The sequence below is a fragment of the Pantoea sp. X-Soil-OKNW-713 genome (assembly GCF_059730685.1).
The window spans coordinates 23,106-43,522 of sequence record NZ_AP035999.1 but is presented as its reverse complement, the minus strand read 5'-3'; the positions used below and the strand labels follow the sequence as shown (position 1 = coordinate 43,522).

General features: G+C 53.9%; 18 protein-coding genes. 8 read left to right on the top strand and 10 right to left on the bottom strand.

Translation table 11 applies throughout. The features are described 5' to 3' along the window. Positions 1–36 precede the first annotated feature (36 nt). From AC6I8R_RS26290 to AC6I8R_RS26280, 3 genes are read left to right on the top strand one after another with little or no spacing between them, the layout of a single operon-like run. On the top strand, positions 37–840 hold the full coding sequence (locus AC6I8R_RS26290) for an amino acid ABC transporter permease (RefSeq protein WP_497833335.1): 804 nt from the start codon (positions 37–39) through the stop codon (positions 838–840). Next, positions 833–1,576 (top strand): amino acid ABC transporter ATP-binding protein, encoded by a 744-nt coding sequence (locus tag AC6I8R_RS26285; protein ID WP_497833334.1) that lies wholly within the window; start codon positions 833–835, stop codon positions 1,574–1,576. The genes AC6I8R_RS26290 and AC6I8R_RS26285 overlap by 8 nt, the downstream gene beginning before the upstream one ends. Positions 1,577–1,590: 14 nt before the next feature. Continuing rightward, positions 1,591–2,682, top strand: a complete 1,092-nt coding sequence (locus tag AC6I8R_RS26280; RefSeq protein ID WP_497833333.1) for an NAD(P)/FAD-dependent oxidoreductase — start codon at positions 1,591–1,593, stop codon at positions 2,680–2,682. Positions 2,683–2,734: 52 nt separating this feature from the next. Here AC6I8R_RS26280 and AC6I8R_RS26275 read toward each other — a convergent pair whose 3' ends face one another. Then, positions 2,735–3,979: a hypothetical protein gene (locus tag AC6I8R_RS26275; protein WP_497833332.1), complete on the bottom strand. Its 1,245-nt coding sequence runs from the start codon at positions 3,977–3,979 to the stop codon at positions 2,735–2,737. A gap of 169 nt (positions 3,980–4,148) precedes the next feature. On the opposite strand from AC6I8R_RS26275, the gene AC6I8R_RS26270 reads away from it, so the two are divergent. Further along, positions 4,149–4,751, top strand: coding sequence for a cupin domain-containing protein (locus AC6I8R_RS26270; protein ID WP_497833331.1), 603 nt, complete (start codon positions 4,149–4,151; stop codon positions 4,749–4,751). A 210-nt stretch (positions 4,752–4,961) separates the two neighbouring features. Here AC6I8R_RS26270 and AC6I8R_RS26265 read toward each other — a convergent pair whose 3' ends face one another. The 4 genes from AC6I8R_RS26265 to AC6I8R_RS26250 form a co-directional block, all read right to left on the bottom strand. Further along, positions 4,962–8,114: a CusA/CzcA family heavy metal efflux RND transporter gene (locus AC6I8R_RS26265; protein WP_497833330.1), complete on the bottom strand. Its 3,153-nt coding sequence runs from the start codon at positions 8,112–8,114 to the stop codon at positions 4,962–4,964. Next, positions 8,107–9,342: an efflux RND transporter periplasmic adaptor subunit gene (locus tag AC6I8R_RS26260; protein ID WP_497833329.1), complete on the bottom strand. Its 1,236-nt coding sequence runs from the start codon at positions 9,340–9,342 to the stop codon at positions 8,107–8,109. The genes AC6I8R_RS26265 and AC6I8R_RS26260 overlap by 8 nt, the downstream gene beginning before the upstream one ends. A gap of 75 nt (positions 9,343–9,417) precedes the next feature. Next, positions 9,418–9,696, bottom strand: coding sequence for a copper-binding protein (locus AC6I8R_RS26255; protein ID WP_235056606.1), 279 nt, complete (start codon positions 9,694–9,696; stop codon positions 9,418–9,420). Positions 9,697–9,773: 77 nt separating this feature from the next. Beyond that, positions 9,774–11,156, bottom strand: coding sequence for a Cu(I)/Ag(I) efflux RND transporter outer membrane protein (locus tag AC6I8R_RS26250; RefSeq protein WP_497833328.1), 1,383 nt, complete (start codon positions 11,154–11,156; stop codon positions 9,774–9,776). A gap of 183 nt (positions 11,157–11,339) precedes the next feature. On the opposite strand from AC6I8R_RS26250, the gene AC6I8R_RS26245 reads away from it, so the two are divergent. The 4 genes from AC6I8R_RS26245 (at position 11,340) to AC6I8R_RS26230 (ending at position 15,175) form a co-directional block, all read left to right on the top strand. Continuing rightward, positions 11,340–12,023 carry a copper/silver response regulator transcription factor gene (locus AC6I8R_RS26245; RefSeq protein ID WP_021185311.1) on the top strand — a complete coding sequence of 228 codons (684 nt, stop codon included), beginning with the start codon at positions 11,340–11,342 and terminating at the stop codon, positions 12,021–12,023. Next, a complete protein-coding gene (locus AC6I8R_RS26240; protein ID WP_497833327.1) occupies positions 12,013–13,452 on the top strand; it encodes a Cu(+)/Ag(+) sensor histidine kinase in 1,440 nt (479 codons plus the stop codon). The genes AC6I8R_RS26245 and AC6I8R_RS26240 overlap by 11 nt, the downstream gene beginning before the upstream one ends. Positions 13,453–13,819: 367 nt before the next feature. Next, a complete protein-coding gene (locus tag AC6I8R_RS26235) occupies positions 13,820–14,221 on the top strand; it encodes an H-NS family histone-like protein (protein WP_497833326.1) in 402 nt (133 codons plus the stop codon). Between the two features lie 177 nt (positions 14,222–14,398). Further along, positions 14,399–15,175: a TraX family protein gene (locus tag AC6I8R_RS26230; protein ID WP_497833325.1), complete on the top strand. Its 777-nt coding sequence runs from the start codon at positions 14,399–14,401 to the stop codon at positions 15,173–15,175. On the opposite strand, the gene AC6I8R_RS26225 is transcribed toward AC6I8R_RS26230, so the two are convergent. The 5 genes from AC6I8R_RS26225 to AC6I8R_RS26205 are packed head-to-tail and all read right to left on the bottom strand — an operon-like array spanning position 15,172 to position 20,185. Then, a complete protein-coding gene (locus tag AC6I8R_RS26225) occupies positions 15,172–16,062 on the bottom strand; it encodes a metallophosphoesterase (RefSeq protein ID WP_497833324.1) in 891 nt (296 codons plus the stop codon). The genes AC6I8R_RS26230 and AC6I8R_RS26225 overlap by 4 nt on opposite strands. 12 nt (positions 16,063–16,074) lie before the next feature. After that, positions 16,075–16,869, bottom strand: a complete 795-nt coding sequence (locus AC6I8R_RS26220) for a carbohydrate ABC transporter permease (RefSeq protein ID WP_497833323.1) — start codon at positions 16,867–16,869, stop codon at positions 16,075–16,077. Beyond that, on the bottom strand, positions 16,866–17,777 hold the full coding sequence (locus AC6I8R_RS26215) for a carbohydrate ABC transporter permease (protein ID WP_497833322.1): 912 nt from the start codon (positions 17,775–17,777) through the stop codon (positions 16,866–16,868). Before AC6I8R_RS26215 ends, AC6I8R_RS26220 begins: the two co-directional genes overlap by 4 nt. Further along, positions 17,777–19,054 carry an ABC transporter substrate-binding protein gene (locus AC6I8R_RS26210; protein ID WP_208726649.1) on the bottom strand — a complete coding sequence of 426 codons (1,278 nt, stop codon included), beginning with the start codon at positions 19,052–19,054 and terminating at the stop codon, positions 17,777–17,779. The genes AC6I8R_RS26215 and AC6I8R_RS26210 overlap by 1 nt, the downstream gene beginning before the upstream one ends. Before the next feature lie 27 nt (positions 19,055–19,081). Further along, a complete protein-coding gene (locus AC6I8R_RS26205; RefSeq protein ID WP_497833321.1) occupies positions 19,082–20,185 on the bottom strand; it encodes an ABC transporter ATP-binding protein in 1,104 nt (367 codons plus the stop codon). Positions 20,186–20,417: the final 232 nt, after the last annotated feature.

Here is a 20,417-nt window from a genome sequence, read left to right as displayed (position 1 = left end):
GGGCTTGCTCATCACCCGCCATGAAGGGAGACGCCGATGGACGTCCTGACAATTCTTTCCCGTACCTTCTTTGATATTCCGTCGATGATGGAGGTGTTGCCGCAGTTGCTGGCGACCGGCCTGGTCAACACCCTGATTATCTCGCTGGCGGCCACCCTGCTCGGCACATTGCTGGGACTGTTGCTGGCGCTGCTGGGGATCTCCCCGTCACGCTGGGTGCGCCTGCCCGCACGGATGTATACCGACCTGTTTCGCGGCCTGCCGTCGATTCTCACCATTTTGCTGATCGGTCAGGGATTAGCGCGCTTCAGTTATCAACTGTTTGGCCCGTCGCCCTACCCGCTGGGTATTTTCGCCCTCAGCCTGATTGCCAGCGCCTATATGGGGGAGATCTTCCGGGCCGGGATTCAGAGCGTAGAACGCTGCCAGATGGAAGCCTGTCGTGCACTCGGCATGAGTTATAGCCGGGCGATGCGGCTGGTGGTGATCCCACAGGGGATCCGCCGTGTGCTGCCCGCCATCGTTAACCAGTTTATCGCCATCATTAAAGATTCCTCGCTGGTGTATCTGCTCGGGTTGATGACCAACCAGCGCGAACTGTTTCGTGTCGGCCAGGACGCTGCGGTGCTGACCGGCAACCTGTCGCCGCTGATGCTGGCTGGGTTGTTCTATCTGATCATCACCGTACCGCTGACGCATATGGTGAACTACGTCGATGTGCGTTATCGCACCGGACGCCGTCGCCGCAGCGCGCCACAAAGCGGTCTGAAGGAAGTGGAGGAAGTGCAGAAACCCACGAATAACGCGCTGTTCAGCAGCCTGGGAGGCAATCATGACTGAGGCAAGCTGGAAAGGTGCCAGCCTGGAGCTGCGTAATTTGTCACTGGCTTATGGTCCGATTGAGGTGTTGCGTCGGGTATCCCTGACAGTGGCTCCCGGCACCACCACCTGCATCCTCGGGCCGTCCGGTTCTGGTAAATCCACCCTGCTGCGCGGCATCAACCGACTGCACGAGCCACAATCCGGCGATGTGTTGCTGGCCGGACGCTCGGTGTTGCGTGACAAACCCGATGCCCTGCGCCTGCGGATTGGCATGGTGTTTCAACATTTCAACCTGTTTCCCGATCATAGCGCGCTGGAAAACGTGGCGCTGGCCCCGTGGAAAGTGAAAGGTTTGCCAAAATCCCAGGCGATGGCCATCGCCCGCCAGCGCCTGGACGAAGTGGGACTGGGCCAGCGTGCCGATCATCATCCGCGCGATCTGTCTGGCGGTCAGCAACAGCGTGTGGCGATCGCCAGAGCGCTGGCGATGGACCCGGAAGTGATGCTGTTTGATGAAGCTACGTCGGCACTGGATCCCGAGCTGGTGAAAGGTGTGTTGACCCTGATGGCGGATTTGTGTCGGCGCGGCATGACGATGGTGGTGGTGACGCATGAGATGGGGTTTGCGCGCAAAGTCGCCGATCAGGTGGTGTTTATGGACGAAGGCGAGATTATCGAGGCGGGCAGCCCGGCAGCGCTGTTTGATAACCCGCAGTCGCCGCGTCTGCAACGTTTTCTTTCTGAAGTGCTGTGAACAAGGAATCCAACATGGCGGTAAAAAAAGTGGTGGTAATGGGTGGCGGCGTGCTGGGCGTGTCCAGTGCACTGCAACTGGCGCAACGCGGCATCGCGGTGACGCTGGTGACTGAGGCAGCGTTATGTTCCGGCGCATCGGGGCGTTCGTTGTCGTGGCTCAACTCGGCAGGCGAACGATCAACGGCCTATCATGCGCTGCGTATGGCGGGTATCGACCGCTACCGCACGCTGTTTGCCCAAGATCCGATGCGCGACTGGTTGCGCTTTGATGGCGCGGTGTTCTGGACCACGGGAGATGGCACGGCTCTACGGGCGCGACATGCGTATGAAAAAGCGCACGGCTATGACTCACATCTTGTTAGCTGTGAAGATCTGCGACAAATCAAACCCGATGCATTTAGCGGAGAAGCGATTATTAATCCGGGCGAGGGTTGGGTCAGTTTACCCGACCTGATGACTTATCTGGCGGATAAGCTCCGGGGACTGGGTGGCGAGATTATCGAGGGAGCCGGACCGGCTCAGGTGGTTACCCGCGAAGGCCGTGCCTGCGGTGTGCGTTGGCAAGGGGGTGAGTTAGCGGCGGATGCAGTGCTGGTGGCCTGCGGTCCCGCCACGCCTGATGTGGTGGCCCCGCTGGGTGTACAGATCCCCAATGGTTCGCCACTCTCGATGTTGGTGATCACCCAACCTGCGGGGCAAAAATTAACCGCAGTGTTGAACACGCCGCGCGTGGCGGTACGTCCTGATCCCGGCAACCGGCTGGCACTGGATCATGACTGGTATGAACACGACATCCAGCCGCTTGCCAACGGTGGATTTACTATCGATGAAAAGGTGGTGCAGCAACTGGTGGGTGAAGCGAAAAAACTCCTGCCAGACGGCGCGGATTTGCAGGCGCAAAGCTGGAAGATCGGTTACAAACCGATTCCTGGCGACGGTGAACCGGTGCTGGGCGAGTTGCAAAAGGTGCCGGGTTGTTTTGTCGCCTTTACCCATTCCGGGGCGACACTGGCGTTGATCGTCGGGGAGCTGCTGGCGGAAGAGATCGTGAGCGGCGAACAGCACCCGATGCTGGCGGAGTTCCGACCGGAACGTTTTGGCTGATTGATGGTGCCATGCGCCACTACCCGTTGGCAGCGCGGCGTGGCGCGTCCTGTTATCCTTCCCGGTCAAGCAAGAATTGCCGGGCAAAATCTTTACTACGCTGCAAGGCATCAGCCGCTGGGGTGTGGATCATCTCTCCCAGGACATAATCAAAGGTGTCCATGTAAGGTACGCTTTTCAGCATCACGGTGGTCGATTGGGTTGTGGGATCAGCGAACCAGCAGAATTGCGTCTTCATATCAGGGGCTGATGTTTGAACAGGCAATGAAAGGGATGTTTCAGGAAGTTGAACCAAAGAGGGATTTGTCTCGTATTCAGATGCAGGATCGGCATTAACCTTTGGTTCGTGATGAGGCTCATCCTCTTTCAAAATGGCAGTGTGGCGATCATAAAGCGCCAATTTTATTCCTGATTGCGTGGCATACAGAGAAATCAGGCTACATGTCAGATCGTGGCGAGCATCACGCAAAAGGAGTTTTTGTAACTGTTCAACGGTCATTTCTGACGGGGGACCACTGTTTTTCAGGCGGAAATCGAAATCAACAGATTTCATGCTTTTATCGCTGAATAACGCCTTATTTTTCTCGTACCACTGTTGCGTATTTTTAGGGATAACTGTGTTGGCAATCATATGACTAAGCTCAATATCTGTCCACGTCATAATTATTTTCAGCTTTCTAAATGCAAATCTTAATTTCTCTTTGGAAAGATGCAATGCCGTAAATTGTGGATTCAACTGTATCAACACCAGCTTAGTCAAATCACAATTTATTAAGTTATATGTTTTCAGGAGAGAACTTATGCCTGCTACTTGCTTGTCATTTGCAGGAGCCCACGTTTTCATCTCTTGCTGCAGCCTTCGGCATAACGCACTGCGCACAGTCGATTCCGACACGCCATTTGTTACTATTTCTTTCAGGATTCCTGTCATTTTGCTTGTCATTAACACTTCTAATCCATTGAAACTGAAAGGGGATAAAAGTTCAATGACTATATCTTCCAGTTTCAATCTCTCGCCCAGGAGAATTCTCCTTTCAATATTTTTCCACTGATCAGGAACAATTTCATTAATTTCCTTGAGCAGGCTATCAGTTATCATTTTATACTGATTCCTGTAGTTGTCTGTTTTTATCCAATTGTCATTATTGCTTTTTGGTTTAATGTTGAATTTATTGTTGCTTTTAATAGTTTCATGGGTATTTTTACTCCTCCTTATGCGTCTGGTGTCATTATGTTTAGTCTGAGTGTTAAGATTATTGAGAAGATGAATACTGCCGCTTTCATAGTTAACTTCCATATCAATTTCCTTTCATTTCATGTCGGTACAATTCCTTCACGTTAATTTTAAGATGAAATCTTCACCTTTGGTAACTTTATTTCTTCCGTCGCAAATGCCACTCGGTCGGATAACATTTGTATTAAGCTTAAAATGTGAACTGTCTCGCATTAAATATCTGGAGGAAAGGATGGATGACTTATCTCGTCGTCACTTTATCGGCGCGTTGTCCGGCCTTGCGTTGAGTGCGCCTGTGCTGTTCAACCGCTATGCCAGCGCTGCGCCTGCGGCAGATAACGTCAAACTGCTGCGTTTAGAACGCAACAACTGGGTGCCAAATAACCCCCATCTGCCGGTTATTTTTTATCAAGGCGTGTTACCCCCTGCGCCTGCAATGACGGCCCCAACCGAAAGTTTGTTTGAGAACAACGACTGGCCGCCGCAGTGGGTCGCGTCCATTTTCAGCTTTCATCATTATCACAGCACCGCCCATGAAGTGCTGGGCTGCGTCAGCGGTCATGCGAAAGTGATGTTGGGAGGACCAGGAGGTGAAGTTATCACGATGACGGCAGGTGATGTCGCCCTGCTCCCCGCCGGCACCGGACATTATAACCAGGGCAGCAGCGAGGATTTTCAGGTGGTGGGTGCCTATCCGCCCCATCAACAATGGGATATCTGCCGCACGGCACCGACCTCAGAGATGTTGCAACGTATCAGCCAGTTACCGTTCCCGGAGATCGATCCGGTTAGTGGACGTCATGGTCCCCTGACACAGAGTTGGCAACGGGGGTAATATCCATATCGTCACGGGTGTTGAAAAAAATCACCACAGGATTTTACAATCATTGTACGGGACTATCCCGTACATATTTTTCAATAACAGGTACATAATCATACTTGCTATCGATAAACGCCTGATTCTTTGCTACCCGGCAACAGCGTTACATTCGCTTATTGAACAGTCCCCACCGCTTATAACTTAACCCCGCGATAAATCGCGTCGCTACGACAGATGTACCGATAACCGGTGCCGACGCAGCCAGATCAGTTTATAAGCCGCAGGGATGATAAACAGCGACAACAGCGGCGCGGTGATCATGCCGCCGATCATTGGCGCAGCGATACGGCTCATCACCTCCGATCCCGCCCCACTCCCCCACAGAATCGGCAGCAGGCCCGCAATGATCACCGCAACCGTCATCGCTTTTGGTCGTACACGCAGCACCGCCCCCTGATACAACGCCTGACCCAGCCCTTGCTGCGTGAAGGTGGTCGGGTGAGCCAGCGCAGGATCCGCCTCGATGGCGTGACGCAGATACATCAACATCACCACACCAAATTCCGCTGCCACCCCAGCCAGCGCAATAAACCCGGTGCCAGTCGCCACCGACAGATGGAATCCCTGCCACCAGAGAAACCAAATGCCGCCCACCAGCGCGAAAGGCAGGCTCATCAGGATCAGCAGAGCTTCATCAACGCGGCGAAATGCCAGATACAGCAGGATAAAGATAATCATCACCGTCATCGGCACCATCAGTTTCAGCTTCTTGTTGGCATGTTCCAGTAACTCAAACTGACCGGAGAAGGTGACGCTGGTGCCTGGCTTCAGCGTGACCTGCCCGGCAATCGCAGTTTTCAGATCCTCCACCACGGAGACCATGTCACGGCCACGAGCATCGATGTAGATCCAACTGGCGGGTCGGGCATTCTCGGTTTTCAACATGGTGGGGCCAGTAACCACCCGGACATCCGCCACATCGCCCAGGGTGATTTGTTGTTTCATCGGGGTAAGGATCGGTAACTGCCGTAGCGCTGCCGGGCTATCGCGGTAACCTTGCGGGTAGCGCATGTTAATCGGATAACGCGCCACGCCTTCCACCGTTTCACCCATCGTGGTGCCACCAATCGCCGAAGAGACAAATAACTGTACATCGCCCACCGTCATGCCATAGCGTGCCGCTTTTTCCCGATTGATATCCACATCAATGTAACGCCCGCCTTGCAGACGTTCCGCCAGGGCTGACACCACGCCGGGCACGGTTTTTGCCACCGCTTCAATACGCTGCGCGCTGTCATCGATATCCGCAAGCGACGTGCCGGATACCTTGATGCCTATCGGGCTTTTAATCCCGGTGGAGAGCATATCGATGCGATTGCGAATCGGCGGCACCCACAGGTTTGCCAGGCCTGGCAGGCGCACCCTGGCGTCCAGTTCATCAATAATTTTGTCGAGGGTCATGCCTGGCCGCCACTCGCTTTCCGGTTTCAGTTGAATCGTGGTTTCCACCATCTCCAGCGGTGCCGCATCGGTGGCGGTTTCCGCTTTACCGGTTTTGCCAAAAACCGAGGCCACTTCGGGTACGGTTTTGATCAGTTTATCGGTAGTCTGCAACAACGCCGCCGCCTGTCCCGGTGACACGCCCGGCAAGGTCGAAGGCATATAGAGCAGATCCCCTTCGTTAATTTTTGGCAGGAATTCACCCCCTACCTGACTTAGCGGCCACCACACGGTCAGGATTGACAACGCGGCCGCCGCTAACGTCAGCTTCGGCCAGTGCAGCACCTTCAGCAGCAGCGGGTGATACATTTTGATCAATACCCGGTTAAGCGGGTTGCGGGTTTCCGCCGGTATTTTGCCTCTGATCCACAGCCCCATCAGAATCGGGATGACGATAATCGCCAGCGCCGCCGCTCCAGCCATCGCATAGGTTTTGGTAAATGCCAGCGGGCCAAACAGCCGCCCTTCCTGGCCTTCAAGGGTGAAAATCGGGATAAACGACAAGGTAATAATCAGCAGGCTGATAAACAACGCCGGTCCAACTTCGACGGAGGCATCGGTGATCACCTTCCAGCGACTTGCGCTGTCGATGGGCGTGTCCGGGTGCTGATGTTGCCACTCTTCAAGCCGTTTATGGGCATTTTCAATCATCACAATCGCCGCATCCACCATCGCCCCCACCGCAATAGCGATACCGCCCAGCGACATGATGTTGGCATTCAACCCCTGGAAATGCATCACGATAAAGGCGATACACAACCCGAGCGGCAACGAGATAATCGCCACCAGCGCCGAGCGCACATGCCACAGGAACAACGCGCACACCAGCGCCACCACCAGAAACTCCTCCAGCAACTTGTGGCTGAGGTTATCGATGGCACGATCGATCAGCTGGCTGCGGTCATAGGTGGTCACCACCTCAACCCCGGCGGGCAGGCTGTGTTTCAGGGTGGCGAGCTTTTCGCGCGCTGCACCAATCACCTCGCGCGCGTTTTTGCCGGAGCGCAGGATAATCACTCCGCCAGCCACTTCGCCTTCACCGTTAAGTTCAGCGATACCTCGCCGCATTTCCGGTCCAGTCTGTACCCGCGCCACCTCACCCAGCGTAACCGGCACCCCGTTGGCGGTGGTTTTCAATACGATATGATTGAAGTCGTCCAGGGTTTTCAGGTAGCCACTGGCCCGCACCATATATTCCGCTTCGGCGATTTCCACCGAGGAACCGCCCGCTTCCTGATTGGAGGCTTCAATCGCCGATTTAACTTCCGCCAGGCTGATACCGTATTGCACCAGTTGCACCGGGTTGACCTGGATCTGGTACTGCTTCACCACCCCGCCCACCGAGGCAACCTCCGCAACATCCGGAATGGTTTTCAGTTCGTATTTCAGGAACCAATCCTGCAAGGAACGCAACTCGGCCAGATCGTGCTTACCGCTGTGATCCACCAGCGCATACTCATAAATCCAGCCGACACCAGTGGCGTCCGGGCCGATCTCGGAACTGACGCCAGCCGGTAATTTTCCCTGCACCTGGTTCAGGTACTCCAGCACCCGGGATCGCGCCCAGTAGAGGTCGGTACCGTCAGCAAAAATCACATAAACATACGAGTCGCCAAACTGTGAAAAACCGCGCACCGTTTTCGCGCCCGGCACGGACAGCATGGTGGTGGTGAGCGGATAAGTGACCTGGTTTTCCACAATCTGCGGTGCCTGGCCGGGATAGCTGGTTTTGATAATCACCTGCACATCAGAGAGATCGGGCAAGGCATCAACCGGGGTGTTGATAATAGTCCAGCCGCCCCAGAGGCTGAGAAACACCACCCCCATCATCACCAGAAAGCGGTTGGCGACCGAACGTCGGATAATCCATTCAATCATGGTCGTGCTCCGCCTGACGCATCCGCGCCAGCGCTCCGCTGATATTGGCTTCCGAGTCAATCAGGAAGAGTCCGTTGGTCACGATGGATTCCCCTTCCTGCAACCCGTCAGCAATGCCGGTCTGTTGCGATGTGGCCTGCAACACGCGAACGGCTTTCGGCACAAAGCGCCCCGCGTGGTCTACGGTGATCACGCGCTGTTCATCACCGGTATCGATCACCGCCTGGGACGGGATCAGCAGCATCTCGTCGCTTTGGCTTTGCAGTTGCAAAAACGCGTTCATGCCAGGTTTCAGCAATTCATCACGGTTATCCACTTGCAGGCGCACCTGAAGCGTGCGCGTGGTCTGATCAACACTCGGCAAAAGGGTCCATTTTTCGATCCTGAACGGGTGGTTTGGATAGGCCGGCACCGACACGGCAAACCGGGAACGATCGTTCAGCAATCCGGCGACCGCTTCCGGCACCGCCGCGCTGATCCATACCGGGTCCATGCCCTGAATCTGTGCGACCACCTTGTCTTTCGAAATGTTCATGCCGCTGCGCAGATCAAAGGCGGTAATCACGCCATCAATCGGCGCTTTGATGGTGAAACGGGTCTGAATGCTGCGCGAGGTGCGTAAACGCTGGATATCTTCTTCCGGCATTCCCGCCAGACGCAAACGCTCCAGAATTCCTTTCACCTGGGTTGTCGACCCGCCGCTACTGGACAGCAACAAATATTCGCTCTGCGCCGTGACCCATTCAGGAATAGTAATATCGATCAGCGGCGTGCCTTTTGGCACCTTATCGCCAAGGGTGAGCGGATACACCTTCTCCACAAACCCATCGGCGCGCGCCTGAACAATCACAAACTGGTAATCGTTAAAACTGACGTTGGCCGGGAGGGTGCGGCTATATTGCAGGCGACCTTTGCTGACTTGTACCGTCTTCATGCCAAGGTTCTGCACCTGCACCGGATCAATACGGATACCGTTGCTGTTTGCCGCGTCGCCCTCATCGGCGTATTTCGGCACCAGGTCCATATCCATAAAGGGAGACTTACCCGGCTTGTCGAATTTCGTATCGGGTTTCATCGGGTCATACCAGAATAAAACTTTGCGCTCTGCTGCGTGGGACGCTGCTTTTTCGCTGGTCATAAAATAAGGGAAAGTCACTGCCGCGATCAGACCGCCCATGACCAGGCTGCCGAGAGCCACAGCAGCATATTTGAATGTTAGCGATGCCATGATGTGATTGTTCCGTTGTCCGTAGCGGTTTGATATTTAAACCCCGCGCGATAAATCGCGCCGCTACGGGAGGTGTTATCCAATATTGATGCTCTGCAACAGCGAGATATTCCCCTGCTGAATAAACGAGAAGCTGACCGGACTACCCACCTTTAAGGCATTGATGCTGTCGTCCTGAGTGATAAAGGTAAAGCGCATGGTCATGGCAGGCCAGCCGAGTGCCGGGATCTCTTCATGAGCGATGGTGATTTTTTTATTCGCCAGATCAATCTGTTTGACCACGCCGCTGGCGTTAATGACCTGCTGCGCTATGGCGGCATGCTGCTCGCTCGCCTGCACACCGGGCAGCAACATTAACGGGAAAAAACTGAATAAAGCAACGTTAATAAACTTACGCATAATATTGACTCCTGATGATATGAATTAAAAAGTTATTCTGTCCAGCCGCCGCCCAGGGCGTTAAACAGGTTGATTTCATTTACCTGGCGGGAATATTGCAAATCCAGCAGGGTTTGTCGGGTGGAAAATAACGAACGTTGTGCATCCAGCACCTCGATATAACTCACTGCTCCGCTGGAATATAATCCACGCGCCCGTTGCAAAGTTATTTCCAGCGAGGACAAGTAGCGCTGCTGCGCCGCCATTTGTTTTTCGAGGCTGTCGCGCAATGCTAGGGCATCGGCCACTTGCTTAAACGCGGTTTGAATTTTTTGCTGGTAATTCACCACCGCTTGTTGCTGACGCACATCCGCAACGGCCAGGTTGGCCTGATTACGTCCGGCGTTAAAAATCGGCACCTCAATTTTCGGGATAAAATTCCACATCTCACTGCCAGCGGAGAACAGATTGGTCAAATCCGTACTGCTGGTGGAAAGCTCGCTGGTAAGGCTAATCGACGGGTAAAATGCCGCTCTGGCCGCGCCGATATTGGCATTAGCCGCCATCAACTGGTGTTCAGCTTCCATCAGATCCGGGCGCTGGCGCAGGATCTCGGAGGAAAGATGCGCAGGAAGCGTTACCGGATGAAGTTCGGTTGTGCCGGGCGGCATGGCTGGCAGGTTTTGTCCACTGCCCAACACCCGTTGCAACGCCGTCTTCGCCTGCGCCAGTTGTCCTTCACGCGCAGCCATCTCCGCCCTGGTGCTTTCAATCAAACCACGCGCCTGCTCCACTGCCAGGACACTGCTACTCCCGGTCATCAGCTGTTGTTCAACTAACGCGTAAGATTGCTGATAATTTTGCAGCGTCTCGCGCGCGATATTCAGTTGTTCGTCAGCCAGTTGCAGGCTGAAATAATTCTGAGCAACGGTGGCTACCAGCAGGATATGGACCGCACGCTGCGCTTCCTGGCTGGCAAGGAAGTTTTGCCGATCGGCTTCGCTGAGGTTTTTCAGCTTACCGAACAAATCCAGCTCAAAACTCAGGTCAATCCCGGCCTGATATTGCCTTTCCGTGACGCCGTCACCTTTTATGCCTCCGCTGTAACCCGCCTGTGATGCGCCATTCAGCTGCGGGTAGCGATCGGCATCGGTGATCCGATATTGCGCACGCGCCTCCTGCACTTTTAAGGTCGCCATGCGCAGATCGCGGTTATTGCGCAGAGCTTCATCAATCAAACGCTGGATCTGCGGGTCAGCAAAAAAGGTGCGCCAACCGCTATCCTGATAACCACGGTTCTGTGGCACCAGACTGTTGCCTGACAGCGAAAATTGTTGCGGGATCGGCAGTTCAGGTGCCTGATACTCCGGTGCCAGCGAGACACAGCCCGCCAGTAACAAGGTCGCGGCCACAACGGTCAGTTTTAATTTGTCCATGATGTTCTCATCCGCCGCGCCGCGACGAATACCTGCAAGATATAATGGCGGCCACTGTAACCGGGTGACTCTGTTGGCAGGGTGACAGGTGAATGACAAAGCTGTCATTTTCAGATGAAGTCGTTGATATCGCCCTTTGGCCGCTTAGAATGACATTCGATGAGTCGGGAGCGCGGTGAGAAGATGAAAATACTGATTGTCGAAGACGAAGTGAAAACCGGGGAATATCTCAGCAAGGGGCTGACCGAGGCAGGTTTTGTGGTGGATCGCAGCGACAACGGCCTCACCGGTTATCATTTGGCGATGACTGCCGATTACGACCTGATCGTACTGGATATTATGCTGCCGGACGTGAACGGCTGGGATATTGTGCGCATGCTGCGTGCCGCCAATAAAGGCATGCCGATTCTGTTGCTGACCGCGCTCGGTACCATTGAGCATCGGGTGAAGGGGCTGGAGTTGGGGGCTGATGATTATCTGGTGAAACCTTTTGCCTTCGCCGAATTACTGGCACGGGTCAGAACCCTGCTGCGGCGCGGCGCTAACATCATTCCTGAAAGCCAGTTCCAGGTGGCCGACCTCACGCTGGATCTGGTTTCCCGTAAGGTATACCGGGGCAGTAACCGCATCACCCTCACCAGCAAGGAGTTCACATTGCTGGAGTTTTTTATTCGCCATCGTGGCGAAGTGCTGCCGCGCTCGCTGATTGCCTCGCAGGTATGGGATATGAATTTTGACAGCGATACCAATGCTATCGATGTCGCGGTTAAGCGGCTGCGGGCGAAGATCGATAACGATTTTACCCCGAAACTGATCCAGACCGTGCGCGGTGTTGGCTATGTCCTTGAGGTGCCCGATGAGGATTAACCGCTTGCGCCGCCCGCTGTCGCTTGAGTTTCGACTGACCTTTTTTATCAGCCTCACCACCATCATCGCCTTTGCCGCCTCGGCCTGGATCATGCTGCATTCGGTGCAGCATCATTTCGCCGAACAGGACGACAACAATCTGCGCCAAATCAGCACGACCCTGTCCACCATCCTCAATAATCCGGACGAATCGGAACAACAGAAAGTCGAGAAAATCAGCATCATTCTGAACAGCTATCGCTATATTTCGGTGTTGTTGCTCACCGCGGAAAATCAGGTTCTGTTCCGCTCGCCAGATGGCCCGGAGTTGATGCCGGTGGTGCACGATCCCGCATTTCGTCAAAAGCTGACGTCCGGCGAGGTTTTTCTCTGGTCGGATGGCATGGCTGCACACCCGATGCGCAGCGCCAGCTATCGGATTATCGCTTCATCGATTGCGCCGGGTAATGACCGGTTGTTGATTGCGCTGTCGATCGATTTTCATCTGCACTATCTCGATGCGCTGAAACATAACTTGCTGATTATCGCTTCGCTTATCAGCCTGCTGATTATCTTTATTGTGCTGTTTGCGGTGCATCGCGGTTATCAGCCACTGCGTAATGTCAGCGGGCGGATTAAGAACATCACCTCAAAAAATCTCGATGTCCGGCTGGAACCGAAAAGCGTGCCGATTGAGCTGGAGCAGCTGGTGATCTCCTTCAACCATATGATCGCGCGTATTGAAGATGTGTTCACGCGTCAGGCCAATTTCTCCGCCGATATCGCCCATGAAATCAGAACCCCGATCACCAATTTAGTCACCCAGACGGAGATTGCGTTAAGTCAGCCACGCAGCGTGAAGGAGCTGGAGGATGTGCTTTACTCCAGCCTTGAGGAGTACAACCGCATGGCAAAAATGGTCAGCGACATGCTGTTTCTCGCTCAGGCAGATAATAATCAGCTGATGCCAGAACGTATCGCCCTGGATCTGCGTAGCGAAGTCATACGGGTGTTTGAGTTTTTTGAAGCCTGGGCAGAAGAACGCGAGGTGCGCTTAACGCTGGAAGGGGGAAGCGCCGTGGTGGAGGGTGATCCGTTGATGCTGCGCCGGGTGATCAATAATCTGCTTTCCAACGCCATTCGCCATACGCCTGCCGGTCAAGCCGTTACCGTCCAGCTCCAGCCGCGCGGGAATCAGGTGGAGATGGTGGTTGCCAACCCTGGCGTTCCGATTGCGCCAGAGCATTTGCCACGACTTTTTGACCGTTTCTACCGCGTTGATCCGTCACGCCAACGAAAAGGCGAAGGCAGCGGTATCGGTCTGGCGATTGTAAAATCGATTGTCACCGCCCATCAGGGGGAGATCAGCGTGGTGTCCGATGCCGTTACCACCCGATTTACTTTGCTGCTGCCGGGAATTAACGTTAAAAATGCGCCGTCGCGGCTTTAATAATTCATCCCTGACAAATCACAAGTTCCTAATAAAGAAACACGATTCTTCTGGCAAAACAACCCATTCTGATCCGACCGCACATTTTGTATGTCTGTCACAAAAAATAAATAAATAATTCCCTTAATACCTGAGCAAATGTTGTCATTGTTACCAGGTTGGCTTTAGAGTCGCTTCATCACTTGCCGTTCAATGCACAGAAAAAGTTATAAGTACCGTGCAATCTGCTTTATTCTAAGCCAGAGTTGTGCTGTACTTCTCTGCACAGAAATGTAAGGGTCAGATGTTCTACCTATAATTGCGCAGTACAAAATCAAACAAAGCTTAATTTATTCGTTCAATGACACAGAATTTTTGGGAGAAGTCCATGAGTGATTCACTTAAGGCGTTTAATAATATTCGTACCCTGCGTGCTCAGGCGCGTGAAGTCCATCTGGCAGAACTGGAAGAGATGCTGGAGAAGTTAACTATTGTGGTTGCCGAGCGTCGTGAAGAGAGCCACGCAGAAGAAACAGCGGTGCGTGCGAAGGCAGAAAAGCTGGCTAAATACCGTGAATTATTGCTGGGCGATGGTATCGATCCCACCGAATTATTAGGTGCATTGCAGGCCGCCGGTAAACAGCGTACCAAGCGCGCTCCGCGTCCGACGAAGTATAAATATACCGATGAAGACGGGCAGGAAAAAAACTGGACCGGTCAGGGCCGCACACCTGCGGTGATTAAAGCGGCGATTGCCAGCGGTAAATCGCTTAATGATTTCTTAATCTAATCCAGCATTGTTTGTAGCGACGCAATTTATCGCGCAAGGTGTTTGAGCAAAAATGCGCGCGATAAATCGCGCCGCTACGGAATGTGCCAAAAGTTATTCGGATTATTACCGGCTTTACTCGCGAGGATGCGCATTGTAATGTTTGGGTTAAAACATAATAATAGTCGGTGACTTTCTATGCATGCTTTGCTGACATCGCTAAGATTCCCCTCACCTTTTGACCAGGTTAAATCATTTAGCCCATTTCAAGCCGATATCATTAAAACCATTGCCCTGATGGCGATGCTGGCTGATCACATCAATACCATTTTATTAAATAGTCACAACACCCTTCTTACGGCTCTTGGTCATAGCGCTTTTCCTTTATTTACCCTTATCTGGGCCGCCAACCTGCCCGATGATGCTGCACGGCTGCGTCAGCGCGCCAAACGGCTCTGGATGTGGGCGATCGCCACCCAACCGCTGTTCTGGCTGGCTTTTATGATGAAAGGTCAGTCATGGCTGGCACTTAACATCCTGTTCGCCTATGCCGGTTGTACGCAATTGCTGAGCTGGTTTGCACGATGGGGTATCAATGGGGCAATGGCAGGGCTGGCGGTGCTTCTGCTGCTGGCATGGCCGTTGACACCTGCCAGCTATGGCATTCCCGGCATCGTATTTTGTTTGCTGTGTATGGCCGCCAGATGCATCAGTGCTGTCGCGGAAAGTCGCTTGTTTCTGCTGCTGGTGTGCGCGGCGTTGACATGGCTGAGTTTGCCCGGTCACGGCTTTCAAGACACCCTGGTTTACGATTTACTGCCAGGGCTGGTGCTACCACTGCTGATTATTGCCGCAGTCGCTGCGCTGCCGCATATCTCGGTAGCTCGCCTCTGGCCCCGGCGTTTTTTCTATCATGCCTATGCCGGACATCTCACCCTGCTTGGCGTGCTGGCGGTAATGCCGGTACGCCTTTAGCGGCTGATTTCACCGCCATATCCGGTTACCTTCAGCACATCTCCGATCATTTCCACCACGGCAAATGGCGCGGCCTCTGCGCCATCCAACAGCCCTTGCAGGGTAAAAAATTCAGTATCGCCGATACGCGCATAGCCGCCGCGATGATCATGTCCCGCAAAACAGGCACGTACCCGGTAACGGCAAAATAGCGCCGCCAATTGGGGACCATTCCACAGGATATGCGTGGTATGCGGTGCCAGCGGGTAGTGACCAAATACGATCACCCGCTCATCGCTCGCCTGCGCCTGCTGCAACTGCTGTTCTATCCATTGCCACTGCTGGCTGCCTACCGCGCCATTCCACGGTTGTGCCTGCGGCTGATGGTTTGTCACCAGTTCTGCCAGCATTGCTTCAGCCTGCTGACGTTCGGCACCGCAGCAATACAGACTGATATCGTTACCGTCATACACCACAAAACGCCAGCCTGGCAGGCGGAAGCTGTAATAACTTTTTGGCAGCGGAACATCGGCCAGATGGTCAACCAGGCTCAGGGCATCATGGTTACCCATCACCACCGCATGCGGGTGTTGCAGGCACTGATAAACCGGCAGCAGCGCGGCATAATCTTCCCAGTGACGATCAACCAGATCCCCAAGCGTCACGACAAAATCCAGCGGCTGCTGGTTCAGTTGCCCGATGATCGGCGGTAACTTGTGTAATGCATGGCGGTAGTAGCGGTTTTTCTCATGATCAGCTTCGATGTCGGCGTACTGTGGGTCCGCCAGCAGGCCAAAGCGCAAGACCGGATTGAGTAAACCAGGGCGTAAAGTCGGCAATTGATAAAACTGACTGACATCGCCCAATAAGCTGCGCTGCTGTGCGGTTAACAGCTGAACAAATGACATGAAGATCGCTCCTTAACGAATACCGGCACGCATAAATGACTGAATAAATTGACGCTGGAACAGGAAAAACAACAGCAACAGCGGCAAGGTGGTCATCAGGGTGGCGGCACCAATTAATGCCCACTGCACCCCCTGCTCCGGGGCGGAAAACAGTTGCAGCCCTACCGTTAATGGTCGTACCTGCACGGAATCGGTAATCACCAGCGGCCAGAGAAAATCATTCCAGTGAAAACTGATCGACACCAGCGCAAAAGCCACGTAAATCGGTTTCGCCAGCGGTATATAAATTTTGCGCAGGATATAAAAACGGCTGGCCCCTTCGATAATTGCCGCCTCTTCCAGCACCAGCGGAATACTTTTGAATGCCTGACGCAGCAGGAATATCGCAAAGGCCGAAGCAAAATAGGGCAGCGCAATGCCAGTCAGGCTATCGCGTAATCCAAGCGCGCCAATCGTTTTGTAATTATTCAGGATCAGCACATCGGGGCTGATCATTAATTGCAGCAGGATCAGCGCAAACAATACGCCGGAATATTTCATGCGAAAGCGCACTAACGCGTAAGCCGCCATAGTGGCTAAAACCAACTGCACGACCACGATCATCACGACCAGCAAGCTGGTGTTAATAAAATAGCGCCCGAACGGCGCGGCATGCCAGGCGTTGACGAAGTTTTGTAACGTCAGCGGCGCGAACAGCGAAAAACTGCCCTGCTCCGCCGCCGGATGGATCGCCACCCACAATGCCACCAGAATGGGTAGAAACCACAGCAGCGCCGCCAGCCAAATCACCAGGTTGAGCAATCTCATTGATAATGCGCTCGCTTATCCAGCAGGTTAAATTTAATCAGGGCAATGCTGGCAAGGATAACCAGCAATACCACCGTCATCGCGGCAGCAGCGGGCATATCCCAGTAGCTGAATGCGGTGCGATAAATATAGAACAGCAACAGACTGCTACTGTTATCCGGACCACCATTGGTCATGGCAATCACCTGATCAACGATACGGAAAGCGTTCATCGACGCATTGATCAGCACAAAGAGCGTGGTGGGCATCAGTAGCGGCCACTGCACGCGCCGGAAGAAATAACTGCGCGATGCGCCTTCTATGGTGGCCGCTTCACTCAGACGTGGATCGATTTGCTGCAACGCCGCGAGGTAGAAAATCATAAAAAATCCCGCCTCACGCCACACCGACACCGCCATCAGACAATACAGGGCACTTCCCGGCTCCCCCAGCCAGTTGACGGCGGGTAACGAAAACAGCGCCAACAGTTTGTTCAGCAAGCCGAGTTGCGGCGTGTAGAAAAACAGCCACAGATTGGCGATGGCGATCATTGGCAACAGCGACGGAATAAAGAAGGCTGCACGAACCAGCGCGTTACCCCACAGATGGCGGTTGACCGCCAGCGCCATCATCAATGACAGCGCTACCGCCAGCGGAATAGTGATCAGCGCATACAGCAGGTTATTCCACAGCGAACGAATAAATACATCGTCATCCAGCAGTGCCAGGTAGTTATCCAGCCCGACAAAGCGGGCCGGATGACCATTGCGTGCGGCACTGAACACGCTCTCCCACAGCGTCGCCAGCGCCGGATAATGGGTAAACAGCAGCAAAAAGCCCAGCGCCGGTAATATCAGTAAGTAGCCATACAGTTGAAGTGACCAGAACCGGGGGCGGCTGACCGCCACTGTTGGGAGGAGCGTGCTCATTATTGATACGCTTTTAACAGACGGTCGGCCTGTTTCTGCGCTGATTCCAGCGCCTCAGCCGGTGTTTTTGTCTGCGTCACCGCCGCCTCGATCGCGTGGTTCAGCGCTTCCTGGATCTGCACGCTGTTATAGGTCGAGAGTTCCGGTTGCGCGTACTTTAGCTGTTCACGAGCGACCAGCGCCTGCGGCACATCCTTAACATAATCTTTCATCACGCTGGTATCCCAGGCGGCGGGCGACGTGGCAACGTAGCCGGTGGCGATACTCCAGCGAGCCGCTTGTTCCGGTGCAGACACCCAGCGAATAAATTCCATCGCGGCTTTTTGCTGTTCCGGTGAGGCATTTTTAAACACGTAGAGGTTGCCGCCCCCTGTCGGACTGCCACGCTGGGTTTTCTCCGGCAACATTGCCACACCGAACGGAAACTTCGCGTTTTCACGCACCACAGTCAGGTTGCCGGTGGTGGTGACCATCATCGCGGTTTTGCCGCTGATAAAATCCTGTGGCGTGGTGCCCCAGGCGATGGCGCCTTGCGGTGATACGTTTTCTTTCTGTCCGAGATCGGTCAGCCATTGCAACGTGGCAATATTGCCGGGGGTATTGAAATGCACTGCCGTGCCCTTACCGTTATCCAGACGACCGCCGTTAGTGGCAGACAACCCCTGGAAGTTCCAGTAGCCGTTGGGCGTTGACGGGATCTCAATCCCCCACTGGCTGACGCCGTTGTTATCTTTGATCACCAGCTTCTTGCCGAAATCGACTACCTGCTGCCAGGTGGCTGGCGGCGTATTGGCGTCCAGTCCGGCTTTTGCAAACGCTTGTTTATTCCAGTACATCACCACCGTGGAGCGCTGGAACGGGATCCCCCAGACTTTACCGTCGATACGACGCAGAAAGGCTGGATAGAATCCGTCGATCCATTGCTTTCCTTCGGCATCATTCGCCAGATCGCTGGCAGCAACGATAGCGCCAGCATCAATCAACGAATACGCCTCAATATCGCCAATCACCGCCATCTGCGGCGCATTGCCGCCGCGAAAAGCGGTGAGCGCTTTGGTGACGGTGGTGGCGTAATCCCCGGTATAAACCGGCTGAATGCTGACTTCCGGGTGCACTTTTTCAAAGTCGGCCACCAGGGCATCTACGGTGTGGCTTACCTTTCCCCCCACCGCAATCGGATAGTACATCTGCAATGTAACCGGTTCGGCGGCCAGTGCTGCCGAGGATGCGCAAAGTAATAAAGCTGAAGCGAGGCGTATGTGACGAAGTGCAGACATGATTTTTCCCTGATCGAAAGATGAAGGTTAAACAGCGTATTTTTTTTCGCATGAAAAGCGCGTTTGCTCAGCCAGCCAACAGCGCTTTCCGCTGTGACTGGCAAACAAATATTGTTGCGAGGGCGACCATTGCAGCCCGACCAGACTGCCTTCCTCAAAGCGTTGCATGCCAGGCACCTTGATGGTGAGCGCGTCTGCGACGTTCGCCAGTGCACACACCAGCAGGGTGTCGGCACCCATATATTCGTAGCTGATGACGTGGGCGGTCAGTTGTGCGCTATTCGGCTCGACCAGGGTGATATCTTCCGCTCGTAATCCCAGGCTCAACGCGGATTCATCAGGATCGATCACGATCGGTGCCACCATGCGGCTGAGATAGTGCGCACTGCCCCGACAATGCAGCGGCAGAATATTCATCGGCGGGGCACCAATAAATTGTGCAGCGAAAATGCTGGCAGGATTGTTGTAGAGGTCGTCTGGCGTGGCGTGCTGCTCGATGCGGCCGTCATTAAGCAAAATGATGCTGTCGGCCATGCTCATGGCTTCGGTCTGGTCGTGGGTAACGTATAACATGGTCAGACCGAGTTTCTTCTGCAAGGCACGGATCTCACGCCGCATACTCTGGCGTAGTTTCGCGTCCAGATTCGACAGCGGTTCGTCCATCAGACACAGACGGTGTCTGGCGATCACCGCCCTGCCAACCGCCACACGCTGCTGCTGACCGCCAGAGAGTTGAGAGGGTTGGCGATCCAACAGTTTCTCCAACTCCATCAGCTTGCTGACTTCAGCCAGACGCGCGGCAAACGTCTGTTTATCCTCGCCACGCGCTTTCAGACCAAACAACAGGTTTTCGCGTACGCTGAGGTGAGGAAACAGGGCATAAGACTGGAACACCATCGAGAGTTGGCGCTGTGACGGCGGCAGATGACTCATCGCGTTGTCGCGACAGTAAATTTCACCCTGGTCGGCGTTTTCCAGCCCGGCAATGGTGCGCAGTAAGGTTGATTTACCGCAGCCGGACGGTCCCAGCAGTGCGACAAAAGTCCCTTCTTCAGCGGCAAAACTGATGTCATTCAGGGCAACTTTATCGCCCCAGGCTTTGGTGATGTGTTGAAGAGAAAGGTAGCTCATGCGCCCTCTGGCCCGGAATCAGAATGGCGGTAACTTAGCTGGGGAGAGTGAAGGAATTATTTAAGTTGAGTGACGTTTGGATGATGCCAGGGTGATCCGGGTGTCGCATTAACACAAATTTATTGTCCGAACGATGACCCGCACTGTCATAAAATTTGACCCATATAAATTTCGTATAACATTATTCTGAAAAAGTTGTTTCAGATGATTATTCCATACCATAATTTTCAAT